Raw genomic sequence first — 15,769 nt, 5'->3', positions numbered from 1 at the left:
GGGAGAACGGGCTTGCGAGGTCCGCGACGGGGCCTGGGGTGTCGAGCTCACGGGCGAGCTGCTGAACGGCTGGCGCAGCGGCATGCGGCTGATCGTCCGCGAGGAACGACCTATCCCGGCTGCCCAGTTGAGAATCACGGACGCGGACGGCATGCGGATCACGTGCTTCGCCACCAACGCCCCCAGCCACCTCGCCCGCCTCGCACTCGCCCTCGCGTCAGGCGGGCGCGCTCTCAAGGCGCAAAGAGGTGCCGGACGAGCTTGGTACCCAGGCCGACGGGAGCGCAGCAGCCAGTGCATGCTGAGCACGCCAGCCTGTGCAGTGGCCGGGAACGACTAGGCTCGGCGCGAATTGCGCCAGGGCGGTGATTGTCGGCGGGATGATGGGTTCGAATGCCGGCCCGCTCAGATGGAGTCCGCCGACGAGGGCATGGAGCCGGTCGACCTGGGTGAGGCGTAGGGCGTGTCGAACGATGTTGACCGCGCCGGCGTGGCCGCAGCCGGTCAGCACCACCAGTCCGTGCCCCCGGAGGTTCACGACGAGGGCCTGATCGTCGATGATTTTCGCGTCGTGTGCCCACCGCTCGCCCGTCCACGCCTGATGACTGGGCGGCATGCCCCGTTCGAACTCGGTTGTCCTGTCGACTTCACCGGTGATCAGTACGCTCTCATCGAGGAGCAGGGAGGGCACGCGCCGTTCCACCACGTCGAATCCCTCCTGGCGCAGAGCCTTCTTGCTGACGGTGGGAAACGGCTGGATCTGTGAACCCGGGAGCACCACGCGACGCCGAGTCCACACCTCGGGATGTACGAGCATCGGCATTGATGAGGCGCGCCGGCGTTCCGCGAGCCCGGCCAGACCTCCGGCGTGGTCGAAGTGGCCGTGGCTGAGCACGACCGCTTGGAGATCGTCGAAGCGCACTCCGAGCCGGTCGGCGTTGACGACCATTGCTGTCGGCGAGAGCCCGGCGTCGAACAGCAGCGAGCTAGTGTGTCCGAGCCGCTTGATGGTGACCAGCGCGGAGAAGCCGTGCTCGGCGACGAGGCCGACGAAGGTCTCGCCCTCCTCGAAGTGCGGCGCCGGCTTGACACCGGCGCTGAAGGAAGCACGGCGCGTGCGTTCATCGCCGCCCAGCAGAGCGTCGTAGACGTTGTCGACGAGAATCGTGATCTCGACCTCGTCGACCGGTTCAAGATGAATGGGGTCCACCGCGGGCCCGAAGGCGGGACGAGGCGTAGCGCTGGCCGCTTCGGCGGCGGTTCCTGCAGGAAGACACATGGGATTGGCTTTCTGCCGATTGTTCGGCTTGTTCGTCGCCGACGAGCCGCCCACGACTATTGACGCGGACCTTCTGCTTGTCCCGATCAGCCGAGTGTGCCGTGACGGCCGCGAGGGGGCATTGACATCGCCACAACCACCACAGTGGCCTAGAGCGGGGGCGCACGCAGCCGGGACACAGGCCGGACGGGCTGCGCACCGAGGCGGCCGACCGGGCTCTGTCGCTGCCTTCGAGGCAGCCCGGCCCACGGTGATGCTGCGCTGCTCATCGATGCGTGCGGAAATCAAGGGCAGTTGCCTGCTCCGGCCGGGCCCGTCGAGGGGTCAGCTTGCCGACTTGGCGGGGCCGAGCCCGAACGCGGAGCGGTTCTCGTTGATGAACTCCTCCACTGTCACCAGCGGTTGACCGGTGATGCTCAGGGCCGCGTCGCTGACGCCTGCCAGCAGCCCCTCCTGCTGGTCGATGACGATCGCCTCGAAGTGCTTGAGCTTGGCGGTGTCGTTCAGAAGGCCGATCGACTCGAGGAACGTGCTCACGGTGATCTGCTCGAAGGGAAGGTCCTTGCCCAGCACCCGGCTCACCTCGGCCGCGAGCTCCTGGTGGCTGTACTCCACCGGGCCGGTGAGCCTGTAGGTCTGGCCGGCGTGCTTCTCGGGCGAGGCGAAGATCTTGGCGGCGGTCAGTGCGACGTCACGGCCGGCGATCGGAGCGACGCGGCTGTCCCCGTTGAAGGGCATGGCGTAGCGGCCACGGCGGATGAACCCGGAGATGTAGAGGAGCCACTGTGCGAAAACCGTGGGCCGCAGGTGGGTGGTCGGGACGCCGGACCAGTCGAAGACCTGCTCGGCCAGCCAGTGGTTCTGGGTGGTCTTGCTGCGCGCGATGGGACGCGACTGAAAATGCGGCATGTTCACGATGAGCTCGAGCTTCTGCTCCTTCGCTGCCTGCGCGAACATGACGGCCGCTTCCACCAGGCCGTCCGCTACCGGGTAGTTGAAGTAGGCACGCTGGACCCCCTCCAGGGCCGCTCGCACGTCACGGAGGTTAAGGAGGTCACCGAAGACGACCTCGGCGCCCGCCTCGCGCAGCTCCTGTGCCCGTGCATCGTCCTTGCGGACCAGGGCGCGGACGCTGAAGCCGTCCTTGAGCAGGTAGTCGACCATCGGCCGGCCGGTGGCACCGTTCGCGGTGGTTATCAGAATCATTTCTTCACCTTGTGGAGTTGCGGACAAGGGGGCGCGGCGTCGGCGCTGCGCCGGGCTGTCGGCAGCTGTTTGCGCCGTTCATGCGGTCGGCGTCGCGGGGCCGACCACTCAAAGTGATCGTGACCTGCGGCGACGTTGCAATATGAATATGTGCTCGAATTTGGGGCGTCGAGCGAGGTGGGCGAAGCCGGCGCCTATTCCTCCCCGACCCTCATGGTCGGGGCGACGACCTCGACCAGTCCCGTCTCGACGTCGTAGACGAGCCCTGTCACGAGGCCTGCGGGCATCCTGGTCTTGAGGACTCCGACGTCGACCCGGACGGAGGCGAACGGGTCCATGACGGCTTTCCCGTCCAGCGCCTCGACGGGGATGTCGAAGTCGCTCGCCAGCATTTCAGGGAACGCCGCGATGTCCTTGATGCCGCATTCGGTGTGGTGCATGACCACGATGTGCGTGCCTGCGGGGCGGTCGCCGCGGTGGGCCGCGCTGACCTTCGTGAGCATGGCCAGGGTGCGGAGCACGGCCGGGGTGACGCGTCCGCCCACGTTGCGGATCGCCGTCACCTCGCCGAGGTCCAGCCCGAGCACGTGGCTCGGATCGACACGGGAGTCGACGCACCCGATGACCATCAGCTGGCCGCTGCCCAGGATGTGCAGGCCCTCGTGCGCGCCACGGGCGGCGAACGCGGCATTCCGGGTGACCAGATCCTCGGTATTGATCATTTTGTTTCCTCAACGGTGCTGTGGGGGTCAGACATATAAGAGCATATGCTCGCATTCTGGGAGGTACAAGCACCACGAAGGGGGAAGCGGTCGGCCACGCCGCCGACACTGGTGAGCAGGAAGATCCAGCCGACTCCGGCTGCGCCAGGGAATGGAAGCGCACCAGGCAAGTGCGGCTAAGGACCCGCCGGCACACGGCGCTGGGCCACCGGCCGCGGCGTCCGCCACCGGACGCGGTGTCCGCCCCCGGTGGCGGCGTGGCAGCGGTCGACGAGGGCGCGCGCACCAGCCGGCACGCCTCGGGGGCGTAGGTATGAGCCGACCAGTCCGTCGGCGTCGGGGACTGCTCGATCGCGGCGGCACTGGAGAGCGTCGGCGAGCGGTGGTCGCTGCTGGTGCAGCGCGGGATGGCCTGCACCACGAAGCGGACCTACGACACCCCGGTGTAGCGGGAGACGGTGATGCCGTCTTCTGGCAGAAGCCGTGGATCGCTCAGCACGAGCTAGAGCCCGGCGAGGACCCAGCCGAACAGGACCGCACCCACCACGTCGCAGGGGCGCGAGGCCACATGCCGGGTAGGTGACACGATGAGAGCCGCCCGACACGAGTGCGGTCCCGCTGACCATCGCACCGAACCAGAAGCTGCCGTGGTAACCGAGCGCTTCGGTGATCAGACCGGTCAATGGGTACCCCAGGCCGACAGCGGTCACGGTGATGATCGGCAGCAGCGCGATGGTCGAGCGCGACCGGTCCGGCGGCAGGCTGTCCCGGGCGGTCGCGATGCTCAAGGGCCTCAGGCCGAGCCCGACGTCTTGAAGAGCCCTGCCCGCGACAGGCGAGCCGAAGCCGAGCGGAAGGGCCGCGAGCACGCTACCCACCAGCACGACCGAGAGGCGAACAGGATCATCGGGCGCCACGGCGGACCGTCGCCCAGCTACCCCGTCGTGGGTGTGGCGACCGCCCCGACGAGCAGGGTGATGGTCAGGGACCACTGGGCTTTGGAGAGCAGCATGTGCTCGACGGTGGCGATCGTGGGTATCAACGGCGAGCCGAGACTGCTGATCACCGCCATCACTGCGATGAGGTATACGAGCACGGGTACCAGTGCTCGCCGAAGCCGCGCAGCATCTAATGGTTCCGTGCCCATGTTTCTCTCCCACGTGTCCCGACACGGTTTGGGTGTCGGTGATCCAGCGGCCCTGGCGAAGGTCATCAAAACGACCCCTCAGTCTCAGGGCAGGCCAGGGGCCGCCGTCGGCGGTCAGGCGGTTGGTGCCGGGGCGGGGGCGCGGCGGAGCTGGGGAAGGCAGATGATCACTCCGCTGAGCAGGCCCAGAGCGCCGAATAGCCAGTAGGCGTTGTGGAAGGCGTTGAGCGCGGTGCTGACGCTGCCCGGTGTGCCGACGACGGCCGCGAAGAGGCTGACGCCGAGGACGGCGCCGAGCTGGCGGAAGCTCTGGTTGATCGCGGAGCCGACCGCGAACTGGGCAGGCGGCAGGGGCTGGGTGGAGGCGACGGACAGCGTGGGCAGATTGATGCCGAGGCTGATTCCGGTGACCGCCATGGCGGGAAGCCAGAGGGCGGCCCAATGCGAGTGGGCGGAGAGCGCCAGCGCCAGGGCGCCTTGGGCAAGGGCGAAGAGGACGGCCCCGGTGAGGAACACGACCTTGTGCCCGTATGTGTGCACCATCCGGGTGGCAGGGCGTGCGGTAATCACCGTCATGACCGGGTTGGGCAGGCAGGCCAGGGCAGCGATCAGCACCGAGTAGTGCCACACCGTCTGCAAGAAGATGAAGTTGCTCAGGATCACGGCGAAGAACGCCAGACCGAACACCAGCGAGGCCGCGTTGACCAGCCGGAACTGGTGGACCTTGAACAGCGTCAGATCCATCACGGGCCGGGCCGCGGTGCGGGTGCGCCACACGAAGACCGGCAGCAGCACCACGGCGACGGCGAAGGCGGCGATCACCCGGAGGCTGGACCAGCCCCAGCTCGGGCCCTCGACGATGCCCAGGCTCAGCGCGGCGGGAATCACCGCGATCAGCACCGCCCCCAGCGGGTCGGGGATTCCGCGAGCGCCCTGCTCGCGAGTCTCGCGCAACAGCCGCAGCCCGACGACGAGGACCAGCGCGCAGATCGGCACGTTGACCAGGAAGATCCAGCCCCAGGAGGCGTACTTGATGAGCAGTGCACCCAGGGTGGGGCCGATCGCGGCGGCGGCCGCGGCCATCGTGCCCCAGGTGCCGATGGCCGCAGGGCGGCGCGAGGGCGGGAACTCGGGCAGGATCAGGGCCAGCGAGGTCGGGATGGTCAGCGCGGCGAAGACCCCCTGCAGCCCGCGGGCGATGATGAGCACCGTCACGCTCGGGGCGAGCCCGCACAGCGCGCTCATCAGGCCGAAGCCGGTCATGCCGATGAGGAACACATGCTTGCGGCCGTAGCGGTCGGCCAGGCGTCCGGCGGGTATCAGCACTGCGGCGAAGACCAGGCTGTAGATGTTCAGCACCCAGCTCAGGCGCCCGGTGGTGGCGTGGAAGCTGTGACCGATCGTCTCGAAGGCGACGTTGACGATGGTGGTGTCGAGGAACACCACGAACACACCGAGGCTGCTCAGGGCGAGTACGCGCCCTGCGTGTCGGCGCGCCGCAGGGTCCTGGCGCTCGTCCAGGGCGGTACCGCCCTGGACCGCGCCCGAGGCCGTGCGCGGGGACGGAGCACTGGGGGTCCGCTCGGGGATGGACATGTGCCGTTCCTTGTCTCGTGGGCGGCGGCCGCAGGTCCGGATCCGTTGCCCGAGGAATAGATAGGAGCATATCCTCCTATTCAGGTGAGATGCAAGGACGAAGGGGGAAGAGCAGGCCGGTCACCCGCCGGCACCGCCCGGCACGCTCCCGGCAAATGTGTTGGCCGACCGGCCCGTTGACGCCAGGAACTGCTCGATCGCGGCGGCGCTGGAGATCGCCGGCGAGCGGTACGTCGCTGCCGGCGCCGCGCGAGATGGCGTACGGTGTGCACCGGTTCTCCGAAGATCACCGAATACACCGGGGCGTCGCCGGACATCGCCACGGACCGGCTGCGCGAGTGGGACGACAAGCGGGCGGTCCCCCTCCCCCGCTGGACTTCCAGCACACCTGCGGCCACCGGGCGGCGACAAAACCGCGCTGTCGCCCCTGCGATGCGTCGGTCACCCGGCCGAGCCGGACGCTCCGCCAGAGCTCCGGACCGAATGACTCTGGGACCGTCGCAGGGACGGACGGTCCCCGGACGCCGGAGAATCCCCGGCAGGCGCAGGCCGCCTTGGCGGATCCCGTCGGCGGACCTGACCCGGCTGTCCCGGCGGATCCCCGCCTTCCAGGGCCTGGGACGAAGCGTGAGTGCAGCAGGGGCGTCCCTCGGTGGCGAGTTCGCCGCCGGCCACCGCTGAACGCCGAAGGCCGTAAAGCCAGAGCCCGCGGGCAATACGAAGGTCCACGGCGCAGACGCGGCACGTGCCCGCGGTCCCGTCTGCTCAGCCCCGGCGGTGTGGTCGCGGGCCGGGGTCCTGGAGTGCCTGCGTTCACTCCCCGGGAAGCTCCCGAGGAGGGCGCTGACGGGTCCGCAAGAGGACGCTGGGACGGCGTTGCGGTCAGTGCGGGTGGCCGGGGTGGTCACGGTGGTCGTGGCCCGGGGAACGTGGTGCCAGTGCCTGGGAGCGGGTGGTGACCTCGTCCGTGGACACGGCACACAGGCCGGCGAGCACGTCTCCCAGGGCGGCCGGCCGGAGCCGGTAGTCGTCATACGGTTCGTCCACGGCCGCGGAGGTCTCCCAGGTTCTGATCCGGGCGATCAGGGCGGCCTGGAATTGCGGCCAGGTGAACGCGCCTGCCTCGTAGAGACTGACGGCCATGCCGAAGGCGCGGCTCTCCCACGGCTCGGCGAACACCAACTCCCCGTTGGAGCGCGGTGATGCGGCCGGCCCTCGATGTCCAGCGGCGCGCTCATACCGCGGCCACGTTCGCCACACCGACCATCGCATCCCTCGTCACCAGCGGCACGGGTTCCTCCTCGGACAGGCTCTCGGTGCCGGCTGGGCGTTCGGGCAGGACGAGCCAGCGGACCTCGCTGCCGAATGGACGTCGGCTCGCGCCTGCGGCAGGAATTCACCGGCCCCCCGAACCGGTCAATCACGCACGGCCGGTTGTGGTCCGGCCCTTACGTCGCCGGGACTTCCGGCGACCCGCCGCCGCAGATGGTGAAGGACTCGCGCCCAAGGCCGGAAGCGCCCCACCCGATCTCCCCCCTTTGAAGATGAGGGCGTGCGGGTACTTCGCATCAGTCGTTCACAAAGTAGCGGTTACCGGCGTAGTAGGCGGTACGAACCATGCCAGCCGGCCGGTGATACCGGAATCGGGGTGGCTGTTCGCCGCCTGGCTGTGGTTGCCGGGGCGGTCTTTCCAGCGTCCGTATCCGGGGTAGTCCGAGCTCGAGAAATGTTGCTCGCTCCGGTGCCTGCCGGAGCGGTGGCGGACGGCGGCGGTTGCTGTGCGCCGCATCGGTTCGCTCAGGGCTTCGTTCCTCTTCCAGCAGCAAGGCCTGGCGGAATCCCACCAGGGGCCTCCTACTTCTTCAGCACGCCCCAGAGCTGGTTGTCGTGGACGCGCGCCGGGTTGCCGAGCAGGTGAGCAACGCGGATCGGCTTGTCGGCCGCATGCCTGTGGCCCGGCTCCCCGTAGTAGGTCATCGCGAACGGGTGGGCGTAGTCCGTGCTCGAGCCATTGACGATCGGGAAGTACCCCTTGGCCGCAGTCCTGGGAGAATCGGCGGTGTCGATGATCCACACCGTGGTGCCCGGCGTGTCGCACGACTGTAGGGAGAGCCTCTCGTTCTGGTGCGCCGCAGCCTCGAGACCCACGCACAGGTGGCTGGGCACCCCCCTGGGCGCGAACTCGAGCTGCGCGGCGTTCAGGTTGCCGTAGTGCTTGTTCACGTCATCGGATACCAGGCCGGCCTTGAAGAAGTCCGAGACCAGACCCCCGCGGTGGCCGATGATGTCCTGCCCCGGGTCGGAGCCGTTGACGCGGTTCAGGACGGTCGGCTGGCCGACCTTCGCCACGCCATGAGACACGGTCTCGATGAAGTTGGGGTTGGCGGCTGTGCCGAACTCAGCACTGAAGACCGCGATCTTCGCAGGGGCGGGAGTGGCCGCGCTCGCGGAGAACGCACCCACCGTGCCGATGCCGCCAGCCGCCGTGGTCAGCAGCGCCACCGCCGCGAGTGACTTGATCTTGATAAACATATCGGATTCCTTTCTCAGGTCGCAGCCCGTACGCGGATGGCACGGTTGGAGTACTCAGATAGGAGCATATGCTCCTAATTGAGGTGTGGCAAGCGGGTCTCCCCGTCCCTTCCGCGTCTGTCCCGCAATGGGGTGCCGGCCCCCCGGTCGGCATGACGTCCACGCTGCGACAAAAACGCCTGAGTGCTACATCACCGACCTCCACCCCCACACCCCGGCGGTCCGGATCAACGACCCCTTGCAGGCACCTGGCTTATCGCTGCGCATCGTCGGCACCGCGCCGACCCTTCACCGCCGGCAAGCAGGTGCGGGCGAAAACCGTGTCAGCACCCGGGCACATCAGGCTGCCAGACTGCGCGCGGGGACACACCGGCGTCGTCGAGGTCGTCCAGCCCGCCGCCGTGCTACCGCACACCAGCACACATCACCTGAGCGAGCACCCGCAGTGCGTCTGTTCAGCATGGGTTCGACTCGTGCGAGTTGCGGGCCCCAACGCCGAACCCTTCACACTCCCCGTGGAGCCGTACGAGAGCCCGGACGCACTGGCAGGCGCGCTCCGAGCCGCAGCCGGTGCGGTTCTCGGCGCCCCAACCAGCCTCGGACCTTCGGCGTCGGCGGCTTTACTCGGCCCAGGGCGTGAAGCCGGTCTGGAGGACGGCTTCGAGGAACGCGCGCATCTGGGCCGCTTCTTCGGCTCCGAAACGTTCCTCGAACCGGGCCTGCATCTCCCGCCACAGCGGCAGCGCCGCCTTCATCCGGGACACCCCCTCCGGCGTGATGGCAACGATCCGTGCCCGGCGGTCGGCCGCCGAGGGCTCGACGGTCACCAGGCCCTCCCGCGCCAACGGCTTGAGGTTCGAAGCCATCGTCGTACGATCCATCGCGATCATGTCAGCGAGCGCGGTGATCGTCATCTCCCCGTGCGCACTGAGCTTCTGCAGAATGCTCAACTGCGTCGCACGAAGACCGACCGAGGTCAGAGCCTTGTCATAGGTCGCACTCAGATACCGGGCCGCCTTACGCAGAGCCAGGTTGTTGCACGCATCGGCGGGGTCTGTCGGTGTAGTGACCATCTTCTCCTCCAGAGCACTCCCACCCATGATAAGAGCATATGCTCTCCATAAAATTCCAGCTCAGGCGCTACTCGCAGTGACCCAGCACCCGGCGCCCGAGGAAGCCACTCTTGCCACCCAGACAAATAGGAGCATACGCTCCTGAAGTCTCGGGTCTTCACCGGCCGAGCCCAGGCGAAAGCCGAACCGCCCGTCACGCCCCAGCCACAGGCGGGCACCCCCGCCCTCTCCAGTGACCGCACCGCAGCCGTACAGCAGCAGTCGCCGCCCGACCGCGGAACCCATCGGTGTCAGGCAGGGCGCCCGACGGGACACCCCCAACTTCCCGCGACGACCCGCTCCTGTCCCAGTCGGACAACACCTATCGACACGCCTCGTATCGCCACCAAGCGTGACGGGGCGGCGGCCACGGACGGTAGTTCTGCACGGTGGTCCTGCAGGAGCCACGGGCAGCCGATGGAACGCCGCCCGCCCGCCCGCCGCTACACGACGCCTGGCCCGTGACGGGTTGCTCCACGCCTCAGCATGCTTTCGCGATGTGCCGCAGTGCGGTGGCGAGTTGGGCGAGGTCCTGGCCGGCGAGGTTGTCGAGCACGCGCCGCCGCACGCTGGCCAGATGGGCGGGCCACGCCTCCCGCAGGCGGGCGAGACCGTCTTCGGTGAGGACCGCGTTCCAGCCGCGCAGGTCCTCGTCGCACCGGACCCTCTGGACGAACCCCTGTTTCTCGAGGCGGATGACGACGCGGGTCATTCCGCTGAGCGTGAGGTTGCAGGCCTGGGCGAGTTCGCTCATCCGCATCCGGCTGTCAGGGGCCTCGGACAGGAACATGAGGGGGGTGTACTCGGACAGGCGCAGGCCTCCGTCGCGGATCATGTCCGCGTCGACGGCGCGCGGCAGCGCCATCATGACATCGCCCAGCGCGCGCATGAGTGCTTCTTCGGCGGCGTCCAGGGGGCGCAGGGTCTGCTCTGGAGGGGACATGCCTCACACCTTATCTCCTTGACACGTCAAACAAACGTCCCATCTACTTGACGCGACAAGTACCTGCACATGCATGCATGTACTTGACTCGGCAAGTACCTCCTCTTGCAAAGGTAAGCGCATGACGAAAATAGGCATCATCCTCGGCAGTACGCGGCCCGGGCGTAACGGTGAGGCCGTGGCCCACTGGGTGCTCGAGCACGCCCGGCGCCGCACCGACGCCGAGTACGAGCTCGTCGACCTGCTGGACTACAAGCTGCCGCTGCTGGATGAGCCCTACCCGCCGGCGATGGGCCAGTACAGCCAGCCGCACACTCACGAGTGGGCCGCGAAGATCGCCTCTCTGGACGGCTTCGTGATCGTCACACCCGAGTACAACCACTCGGTGCCCGGTGCGCTGAAGAACGCCATCGACTTCCTGGCGGCCGAGTGGGCCAACAAGTCCGTCGGCTTCGTCAGCTACGGCTCCACCGGCGGCACCCGGGCCGTTGAGCACCTGCGCCTGATCGCCGGCGAGCTGCAGATGGCGGACGTCCGCTCCCAGGTGGCGCTCTCCCTGTTCACCGACTTCGAGAACTTCAGCGTCTTCAAGCCCGCCGACACCCAGGCCGATGCCCTCGCCGGCACGCTGGAGCAGGTGGTCGCCTGGAGCAAGGCTCTAGCGCCGCTCCGCGCCAGCTGACGAACCGCCCGGCCCGAGGCCGCCCCCGTATCCGTGCCCGACGACACCGGTGCGGGAGGCGGCCCGTACCCCACCTACCGCCCGTCATCGCACGTGAGAAGCCTGCCCATGACCCACGAAGCTCCCTCCCCTTCGGGCGGGCACCCCATCACTCTCGGCCTGGACACGTTCGGCGACGTGTCCCACGATGCCCAGGGCCGGCCCCTGCCGCACGGCGCGTCCATCCGCAATCTCGTGGCCGAGGGCGTCCTCGCCGACCAGGTCGGGCTCGACCACTTCGCCATCGGGGAACACCACACCGACTGGATGCCCCTGTCCGCGGCGGACGTGGTCCTCGCGGCGATCGCGTCGCGCACCTCCCGCATACGGCTGGGATCCGGTGTGACCGTCATCAGTTCCGACGATCCCGTCCGGGTCTACCAGCGCTACGCCACGCTCGACGCCGTCTCCGACGGCCGCGCAGAGCTGATCCTCGGCAGAGGCTCCGGCACCGAGTCCTTCCCCCTGTTCGGCTACGACCTCGCCGACTACGACCTCCTCTTCGAGGAGAAGGTCAATCTCTTCGCCGAACTACGCAAGGAGAAGCCCGTCTCCTGGTCGGGAAGCACCCGGCCGGCCCTGAAGGACCAGCCCGTGTATCCACACAGCGAGTCCGGGGCGATCCCGACCTGGATCGGCGTCGGCGGAAGCGCCCAGTCCGTGGTCCGCGCCGCACGCTACGGATTCCCGCTCATGCTCGCCATCATCGGCGGCCCCACGGCACGGTTCACTCCCTTCGCACAGCTCTTCCGGCAGGCACTGGAGCAATACGGCCACCCCGACCAGCCCGTCGGCGTGCACAGCCCCGGACATGTGGCCGCGACCGACGAACAGGCGATCGACGAATTCTGGCCCCACTACGAGACAGCCATCCGCAAAGTCGCCCGGCAGCGCGGCTTCCGCCCTCCCACCTTCGAGCAGTTCATGTGCGACGTCGGCCCCGGAGGCGCACTGTTCGTCGGATCACCCGAAACCGTGGCCCAGAAGATCGTCACCACCCTCAAGGACCTCGGAGCCAATCGCTTCGACCTCAAGTACGGCATGAACGGCCTGGCCCACGAGGCACTCATGACCAACATCGAACTCTTCGGCACCGAGGTAGCCCCACGGGTCCGAGACCTGATGAGCCCGTGACGCGCATCGCCGCTCCGCTTCCGCCTCAATCACACCGGCAGCACCTGATATCCCGTGTCAGGGCGGCAGGAGTCGACGGCGGACCGGAAGGGGCAGGCCGGGCGGGCGGTGTGCGCAGTGGACGGCCGGGCACCGGTCACGATGACCACGCCCCTCTGGCAGCCGACCAGGTCGACTTCACCATGCCCTGGCACTCGCGCAACCGGACCGCGCAGGAGCCCCCGCCACCGCTGCGCCTGGGGGCTCGCGCCATGGCCATGAGCGGAGGCGGACAGGCGGCACATCACGCCTCAAAAGCGCCAGGACCTCGAGCGGGCTCTGCCGCACAGTGCGCTGGTCGGCACGGTGCCCCTCCCGTCCCGGCGCCCGGGCACCGCACACCGGAACACGGGGCGGTGGCGCAACACACCCACCACAGCACCGCCAGGGGCAGGCGGAATGCCACGTCAGACACGGCGGTTACCCCCAGCATGCCCGGAGCGGGGACTGCAACGACCAAGGGATGACCGGCCATGGCTCTGTCCGTCTTTCTCGCCGTGCTTGCCGCATGCAGCAACGCGCTGGGAACAGTTCTGCAGCGGCGGGCGGCGCTGACGGTCCCGGCCTCGACGTCCCTACGCCTCGGCCTGATCCTCGATCTGTTCCGCCGCCCTGCCTGGCTCGCGGGCATCGCCGGCGTCACCGCCTCCGCGATCCTCCAGGCACTGGCCCTGGCCTCCGGCTCACTCGCCATGGTCCAGCCGGTCTTCATCCTCGAACTGCCGCTGGCCCTCGTGATCGGCGGCGCGGTCTTCCACGTGCACCGCTCCCGCAAGGCCTGGTCCTCGGTGGCCTGCATCGCCGCGGGACTGACCGTCTTCCTGTTCTCCCTGGCGCCTTCCGGTGGCAGGGACACGGTATCCGGCTTCCGGTGGGTGCCCACGCTCCTGGTCGTCGGCGGCATCGCCACGGCACTCGTCCTCGCCGCCACACGAAGACCTCTGGGCATGGTGCGAGCGTCCTGCCTGGCTGCCGGAGCCGCCCTCGGCAACGCCCTCACCGCCGCGCTCATGAAATCGGCCATGGCCATCCTGGGCGATCGGGGCCTTGAGGCCTTCCTCCTGTCGTGGCAGACCTACGGCTTCGCGATGATCGGCGCCACCTCCCTGTTCCTGCTGGGAACCGCCATGCAGGCCGGTCCCCTCATCGCCTCCCAGCCCGCGCTGACGCTGACCGACGCCGTAACCGGCGTCGCACTGGGCGTCACGATCTACGCGGAGGTACCTCGCACGGGAATGTGGCTGGTGCCGGCCCTGACGGGATTCGCCGTGCTCACCTACGGGGTCCTCACCCTGTCCCGCACACGGTGCCTGGCGAACTGCCTGAATGCGGACGAAGAGCAGCCCCACCCCGTGGAACACGCCATGGGCTAGGAACCGGGAAGCCCTTGCCGCCTGGCCACTGCTCCCCCGCCGCCGGTCACCCCGGCCGGCCCCTCCGATCGGCGCAGGCGGTCCTGCACCCCCCTGCATGTGTCTCGATCAGACCTTCACGTCCCGGCACAGGGTTGCGAGAAGAAACCCGCCGCTCAAAGACGCTTCCCCATGGCCTTCGCATCTCGATGCGCTGGTGATTCTCGCTCGATGTCACTTGAACTCGATGAGCGGCCCGACCAGGCCGTACCCGATAGATCTGGTCGCGCCGACTGCTGCCCTGGCGCTGCTTCCGTCAGTCTGCGCTTGACAGGGAGGATGGTCGCCGTAATCTGGATGATGAGCTTAATCCAGAGTGGAAAGTCCCACGCCGTTGACACCACGGGCCGGGCTACACCGAGTCCCTTGTCCGCGGCGGTACGACTGCTCTCACGCCCGAGATCCAGCCGGCCGTCCATGAACCCGAAGGCGGAGGCTGTGCCGGATCGCTGCACAGCAAAGGAAACAACGATGGACATCAAGGGATCGGTCGCGCTGGTCACGGGAGCCAATCGAGGCATCGGTCGGGCGTTCGCCCGTGCACTGATCGAGCACGGCGCGAGCAAGGTGTACGCCGGCGCCCGTGCACCTGAGGCGGTTGTGGACGAGGACCTCACTCCGCTGCGGTTGGACGTCACCAGTCCGGCGCAGGTCGCCGAGGCCGCCGCTCTCGCCGGCGATGTCTCCATCGTGATCAACAACGCGGGCATCGGTGGCGCGGACACCAAGCTCTGGGACGGCTCGTTCGACGGGGCGCGCCAGGCGCTGGAGGTCAACTACTTCGGTACGTGGGCTGTTTCACGCGCGTTCGCCCCGGCCCTCGCCCGCAACGGCGGAGGCGCACTGGTGAACATGCTGTCGCTGGCCTCCTGGGTCGGCCAGCCCGGCTTCCCCGGCTACGCCGCTTCCAAGGCGGCGCAGTGGTCCCTGACGGATGCCCTGCGGCAGGCGCTGCGTGAACAGGGCACCTTGGTGGTCGGGGTCCACGCCGGTTTCGTGGACACCGATCTGAGCGCCTGGGTGACCGATCCGAAGATCAGCGCGGCCGATGTGGCCGAGCAGACCATGCAGGCCCTGGCCCACGACCTGAGCGAAGTCCTTGCCGATGAGGAGACCAAGCAGGCCAAGGCTGCTCTGTCGCAGCCGCTCGAACGCGGACCCCGCGCCTGAAACCCCGGCCGTGCCCGGCGTAGCGCGCGACCCGGTGAGGCCCCTGTGAACAGGATGGAACCATGGACGTCAAGGACGTCGACATGAAGGTCGAAGTGCTCGTCATTCCCGTCGCGGACGTCGACCGCGCCAAGGAGTTCTACGCGGGACTCGGGTGGCGGCTGGACCGTACTCCGCCCGGCGTCGTGCAGTTCACCCCGCACGGCTCCGCGTGCTCGGTCCAGTTCGGTCCGAACCTCACGACTGCCGCGCCCGGGTCGGCCAAGGGCTATCTGGTCGTCACCGACATCGAGGCCACCAGGAACGCGCTGGTCGGCAGCGGTGTCGAGGTGAGCGAGATCTTCCATCTGAGCCCGGACGGCCCGGTGGCGGGCCTGGACCCCGAGCGGCGCAGCTACTTCTCGCGTGCCACGTTCAGCGATCCCGACGGCAACAGGTGGCTGCTGCAGGAGATCACGTCCCGGCTCCCCGGGCGGGTCGATGCGGGCCCGACAGCGTTCGGTTCCGTGTCCGACCTGGCGAACGCGATGCGCCGCGCGCCGGTCGCCCATGGCGAGCACGAGAAGCGCACCGGCGAGGAAGACCCGAACTGGCCCGACTGGTACGCGCAGTACATGTTGAAGGCTCCCCTCCCTGAAGGGAGGGGATGCGTCGCCCTCCGGGGCTGAGCGGGGATTTACGGCTCAGGCCGCCACCGGAGCCGGCGGCTCAGGTGGTCTTACGCCCTCGACACCGTCCGGGTTCCAACCTGCCCGG

15 protein-coding genes and 2 pseudogenes are annotated in these 15,769 nt (G+C 68.5%); 7 read left to right on the top strand and 10 right to left on the bottom strand.

The features are described 5' to 3' along the window. Nucleotides 1–16: 16 nt before the first annotated feature. A pseudogene (locus ACIBJF_RS40760) lies at nucleotides 17–178 on the top strand (IS1380 family transposase); the annotation flags it as partial. 39 nt (nucleotides 179–217) lie between these two features. Here ACIBJF_RS40760 and ACIBJF_RS40755 read toward each other — a convergent pair. The 8 genes from ACIBJF_RS40755 to ACIBJF_RS40720 form a co-directional block, all read right to left on the bottom strand. Further along, on the bottom strand, nucleotides 218–1,333 hold the full coding sequence (locus tag ACIBJF_RS40755; RefSeq protein WP_399181748.1) for an MBL fold metallo-hydrolase: 1,116 nt from the start codon (nucleotides 1,331–1,333) through the stop codon (nucleotides 218–220). 270 nt (nucleotides 1,334–1,603) lie between these two features. After that, on the bottom strand, nucleotides 1,604–2,485 hold the full coding sequence (locus ACIBJF_RS40750; protein WP_399181746.1) for an NmrA family NAD(P)-binding protein: 882 nt from the start codon (nucleotides 2,483–2,485) through the stop codon (nucleotides 1,604–1,606). A 194-nt stretch (nucleotides 2,486–2,679) separates the two neighbouring features. Further along, nucleotides 2,680–3,207, bottom strand: a complete 528-nt coding sequence (locus tag ACIBJF_RS40745; protein ID WP_399181744.1) for a carbonic anhydrase — start codon at nucleotides 3,205–3,207, stop codon at nucleotides 2,680–2,682. Between the two features lie 934 nt (nucleotides 3,208–4,141). Beyond that, the gene (locus tag ACIBJF_RS40740) at nucleotides 4,142–4,303 is read right to left on the bottom strand and encodes a hypothetical protein (RefSeq protein ID WP_399181742.1); all 162 of its coding nucleotides are present in this window, start codon (nucleotides 4,301–4,303) and stop codon (nucleotides 4,142–4,144) included. A 165-nt stretch (nucleotides 4,304–4,468) separates the two neighbouring features. Next, nucleotides 4,469–5,950, bottom strand: a complete 1,482-nt coding sequence (locus ACIBJF_RS40735) for an MFS transporter (protein WP_399181740.1) — start codon at nucleotides 5,948–5,950, stop codon at nucleotides 4,469–4,471. An 882-nt stretch (nucleotides 5,951–6,832) separates the two neighbouring features. Beyond that, on the bottom strand, nucleotides 6,833–7,129 hold the full coding sequence (locus ACIBJF_RS40730; protein ID WP_399181738.1) for a nitrile hydratase accessory protein: 297 nt from the start codon (nucleotides 7,127–7,129) through the stop codon (nucleotides 6,833–6,835). A gap of 55 nt (nucleotides 7,130–7,184) precedes the next feature. Further along, nucleotides 7,185–7,346, bottom strand: a complete 162-nt coding sequence (locus ACIBJF_RS40725; RefSeq protein ID WP_399181787.1) for a nitrile hydratase subunit alpha — start codon at nucleotides 7,344–7,346, stop codon at nucleotides 7,185–7,187. Between the two features lie 458 nt (nucleotides 7,347–7,804). Beyond that, nucleotides 7,805–8,482, bottom strand: a complete 678-nt coding sequence (locus ACIBJF_RS40720; RefSeq protein ID WP_399181737.1) for a hypothetical protein — start codon at nucleotides 8,480–8,482, stop codon at nucleotides 7,805–7,807. Between the two features lie 68 nt (nucleotides 8,483–8,550). Here ACIBJF_RS40720 and ACIBJF_RS40715 point away from each other — a divergent pair. Then, nucleotides 8,551–8,922 (top strand): annotated as a pseudogene (locus ACIBJF_RS40715) (SH3-like domain-containing protein); the annotation flags it as partial. Nucleotides 8,923–9,102: 180 nt separating this feature from the next. Here ACIBJF_RS40715 and ACIBJF_RS40710 read toward each other — a convergent pair. Then, nucleotides 9,103–9,555, bottom strand: coding sequence for a MarR family winged helix-turn-helix transcriptional regulator (locus ACIBJF_RS40710; RefSeq protein ID WP_356317041.1), 453 nt, complete (start codon nucleotides 9,553–9,555; stop codon nucleotides 9,103–9,105). Nucleotides 9,556–10,075: 520 nt separating this feature from the next. Further along, nucleotides 10,076–10,537, bottom strand: coding sequence for a MarR family winged helix-turn-helix transcriptional regulator (locus tag ACIBJF_RS40705; protein ID WP_399181735.1), 462 nt, complete (start codon nucleotides 10,535–10,537; stop codon nucleotides 10,076–10,078). A gap of 121 nt (nucleotides 10,538–10,658) precedes the next feature. On the opposite strand from ACIBJF_RS40705, the gene ACIBJF_RS40700 reads away from it, so the two are divergent. The 5 genes from ACIBJF_RS40700 to ACIBJF_RS40680 all read left to right on the top strand — a co-directional run bounded on the left by ACIBJF_RS40700 (nucleotide 10,659) and on the right by ACIBJF_RS40680 (nucleotide 15,681). After that, a complete protein-coding gene (locus ACIBJF_RS40700) occupies nucleotides 10,659–11,219 on the top strand; it encodes an NADPH-dependent FMN reductase (protein WP_399181734.1) in 561 nt (186 codons plus the stop codon). Nucleotides 11,220–11,327: 108 nt separating this feature from the next. Then, nucleotides 11,328–12,392, top strand: coding sequence for an LLM class flavin-dependent oxidoreductase (locus ACIBJF_RS40695; RefSeq protein ID WP_399181732.1), 1,065 nt, complete (start codon nucleotides 11,328–11,330; stop codon nucleotides 12,390–12,392). Nucleotides 12,393–12,904: 512 nt separating this feature from the next. After that, nucleotides 12,905–13,804 carry a DMT family transporter gene (locus ACIBJF_RS40690; RefSeq protein ID WP_399181730.1) on the top strand — a complete coding sequence of 300 codons (900 nt, stop codon included), beginning with the start codon at nucleotides 12,905–12,907 and terminating at the stop codon, nucleotides 13,802–13,804. 510 nt (nucleotides 13,805–14,314) lie between these two features. After that, nucleotides 14,315–15,013, top strand: a complete 699-nt coding sequence (locus tag ACIBJF_RS40685; RefSeq protein WP_399181728.1) for an SDR family oxidoreductase — start codon at nucleotides 14,315–14,317, stop codon at nucleotides 15,011–15,013. A 62-nt stretch (nucleotides 15,014–15,075) separates the two neighbouring features. Next, nucleotides 15,076–15,681, top strand: a complete 606-nt coding sequence (locus ACIBJF_RS40680; RefSeq protein ID WP_399181725.1) for a VOC family protein — start codon at nucleotides 15,076–15,078, stop codon at nucleotides 15,679–15,681. Nucleotides 15,682–15,769: the final 88 nt, after the last annotated feature.

Source organism: Streptomyces sp. NPDC050743 (assembly GCF_044456925.1).
Classification (GTDB): domain Bacteria; phylum Actinomycetota; class Actinomycetes; order Streptomycetales; family Streptomycetaceae; genus Streptomyces.
Note: the sequence above shows the minus strand (reverse complement) of the source record. Positions and strands in the feature narration are given on the sequence as shown.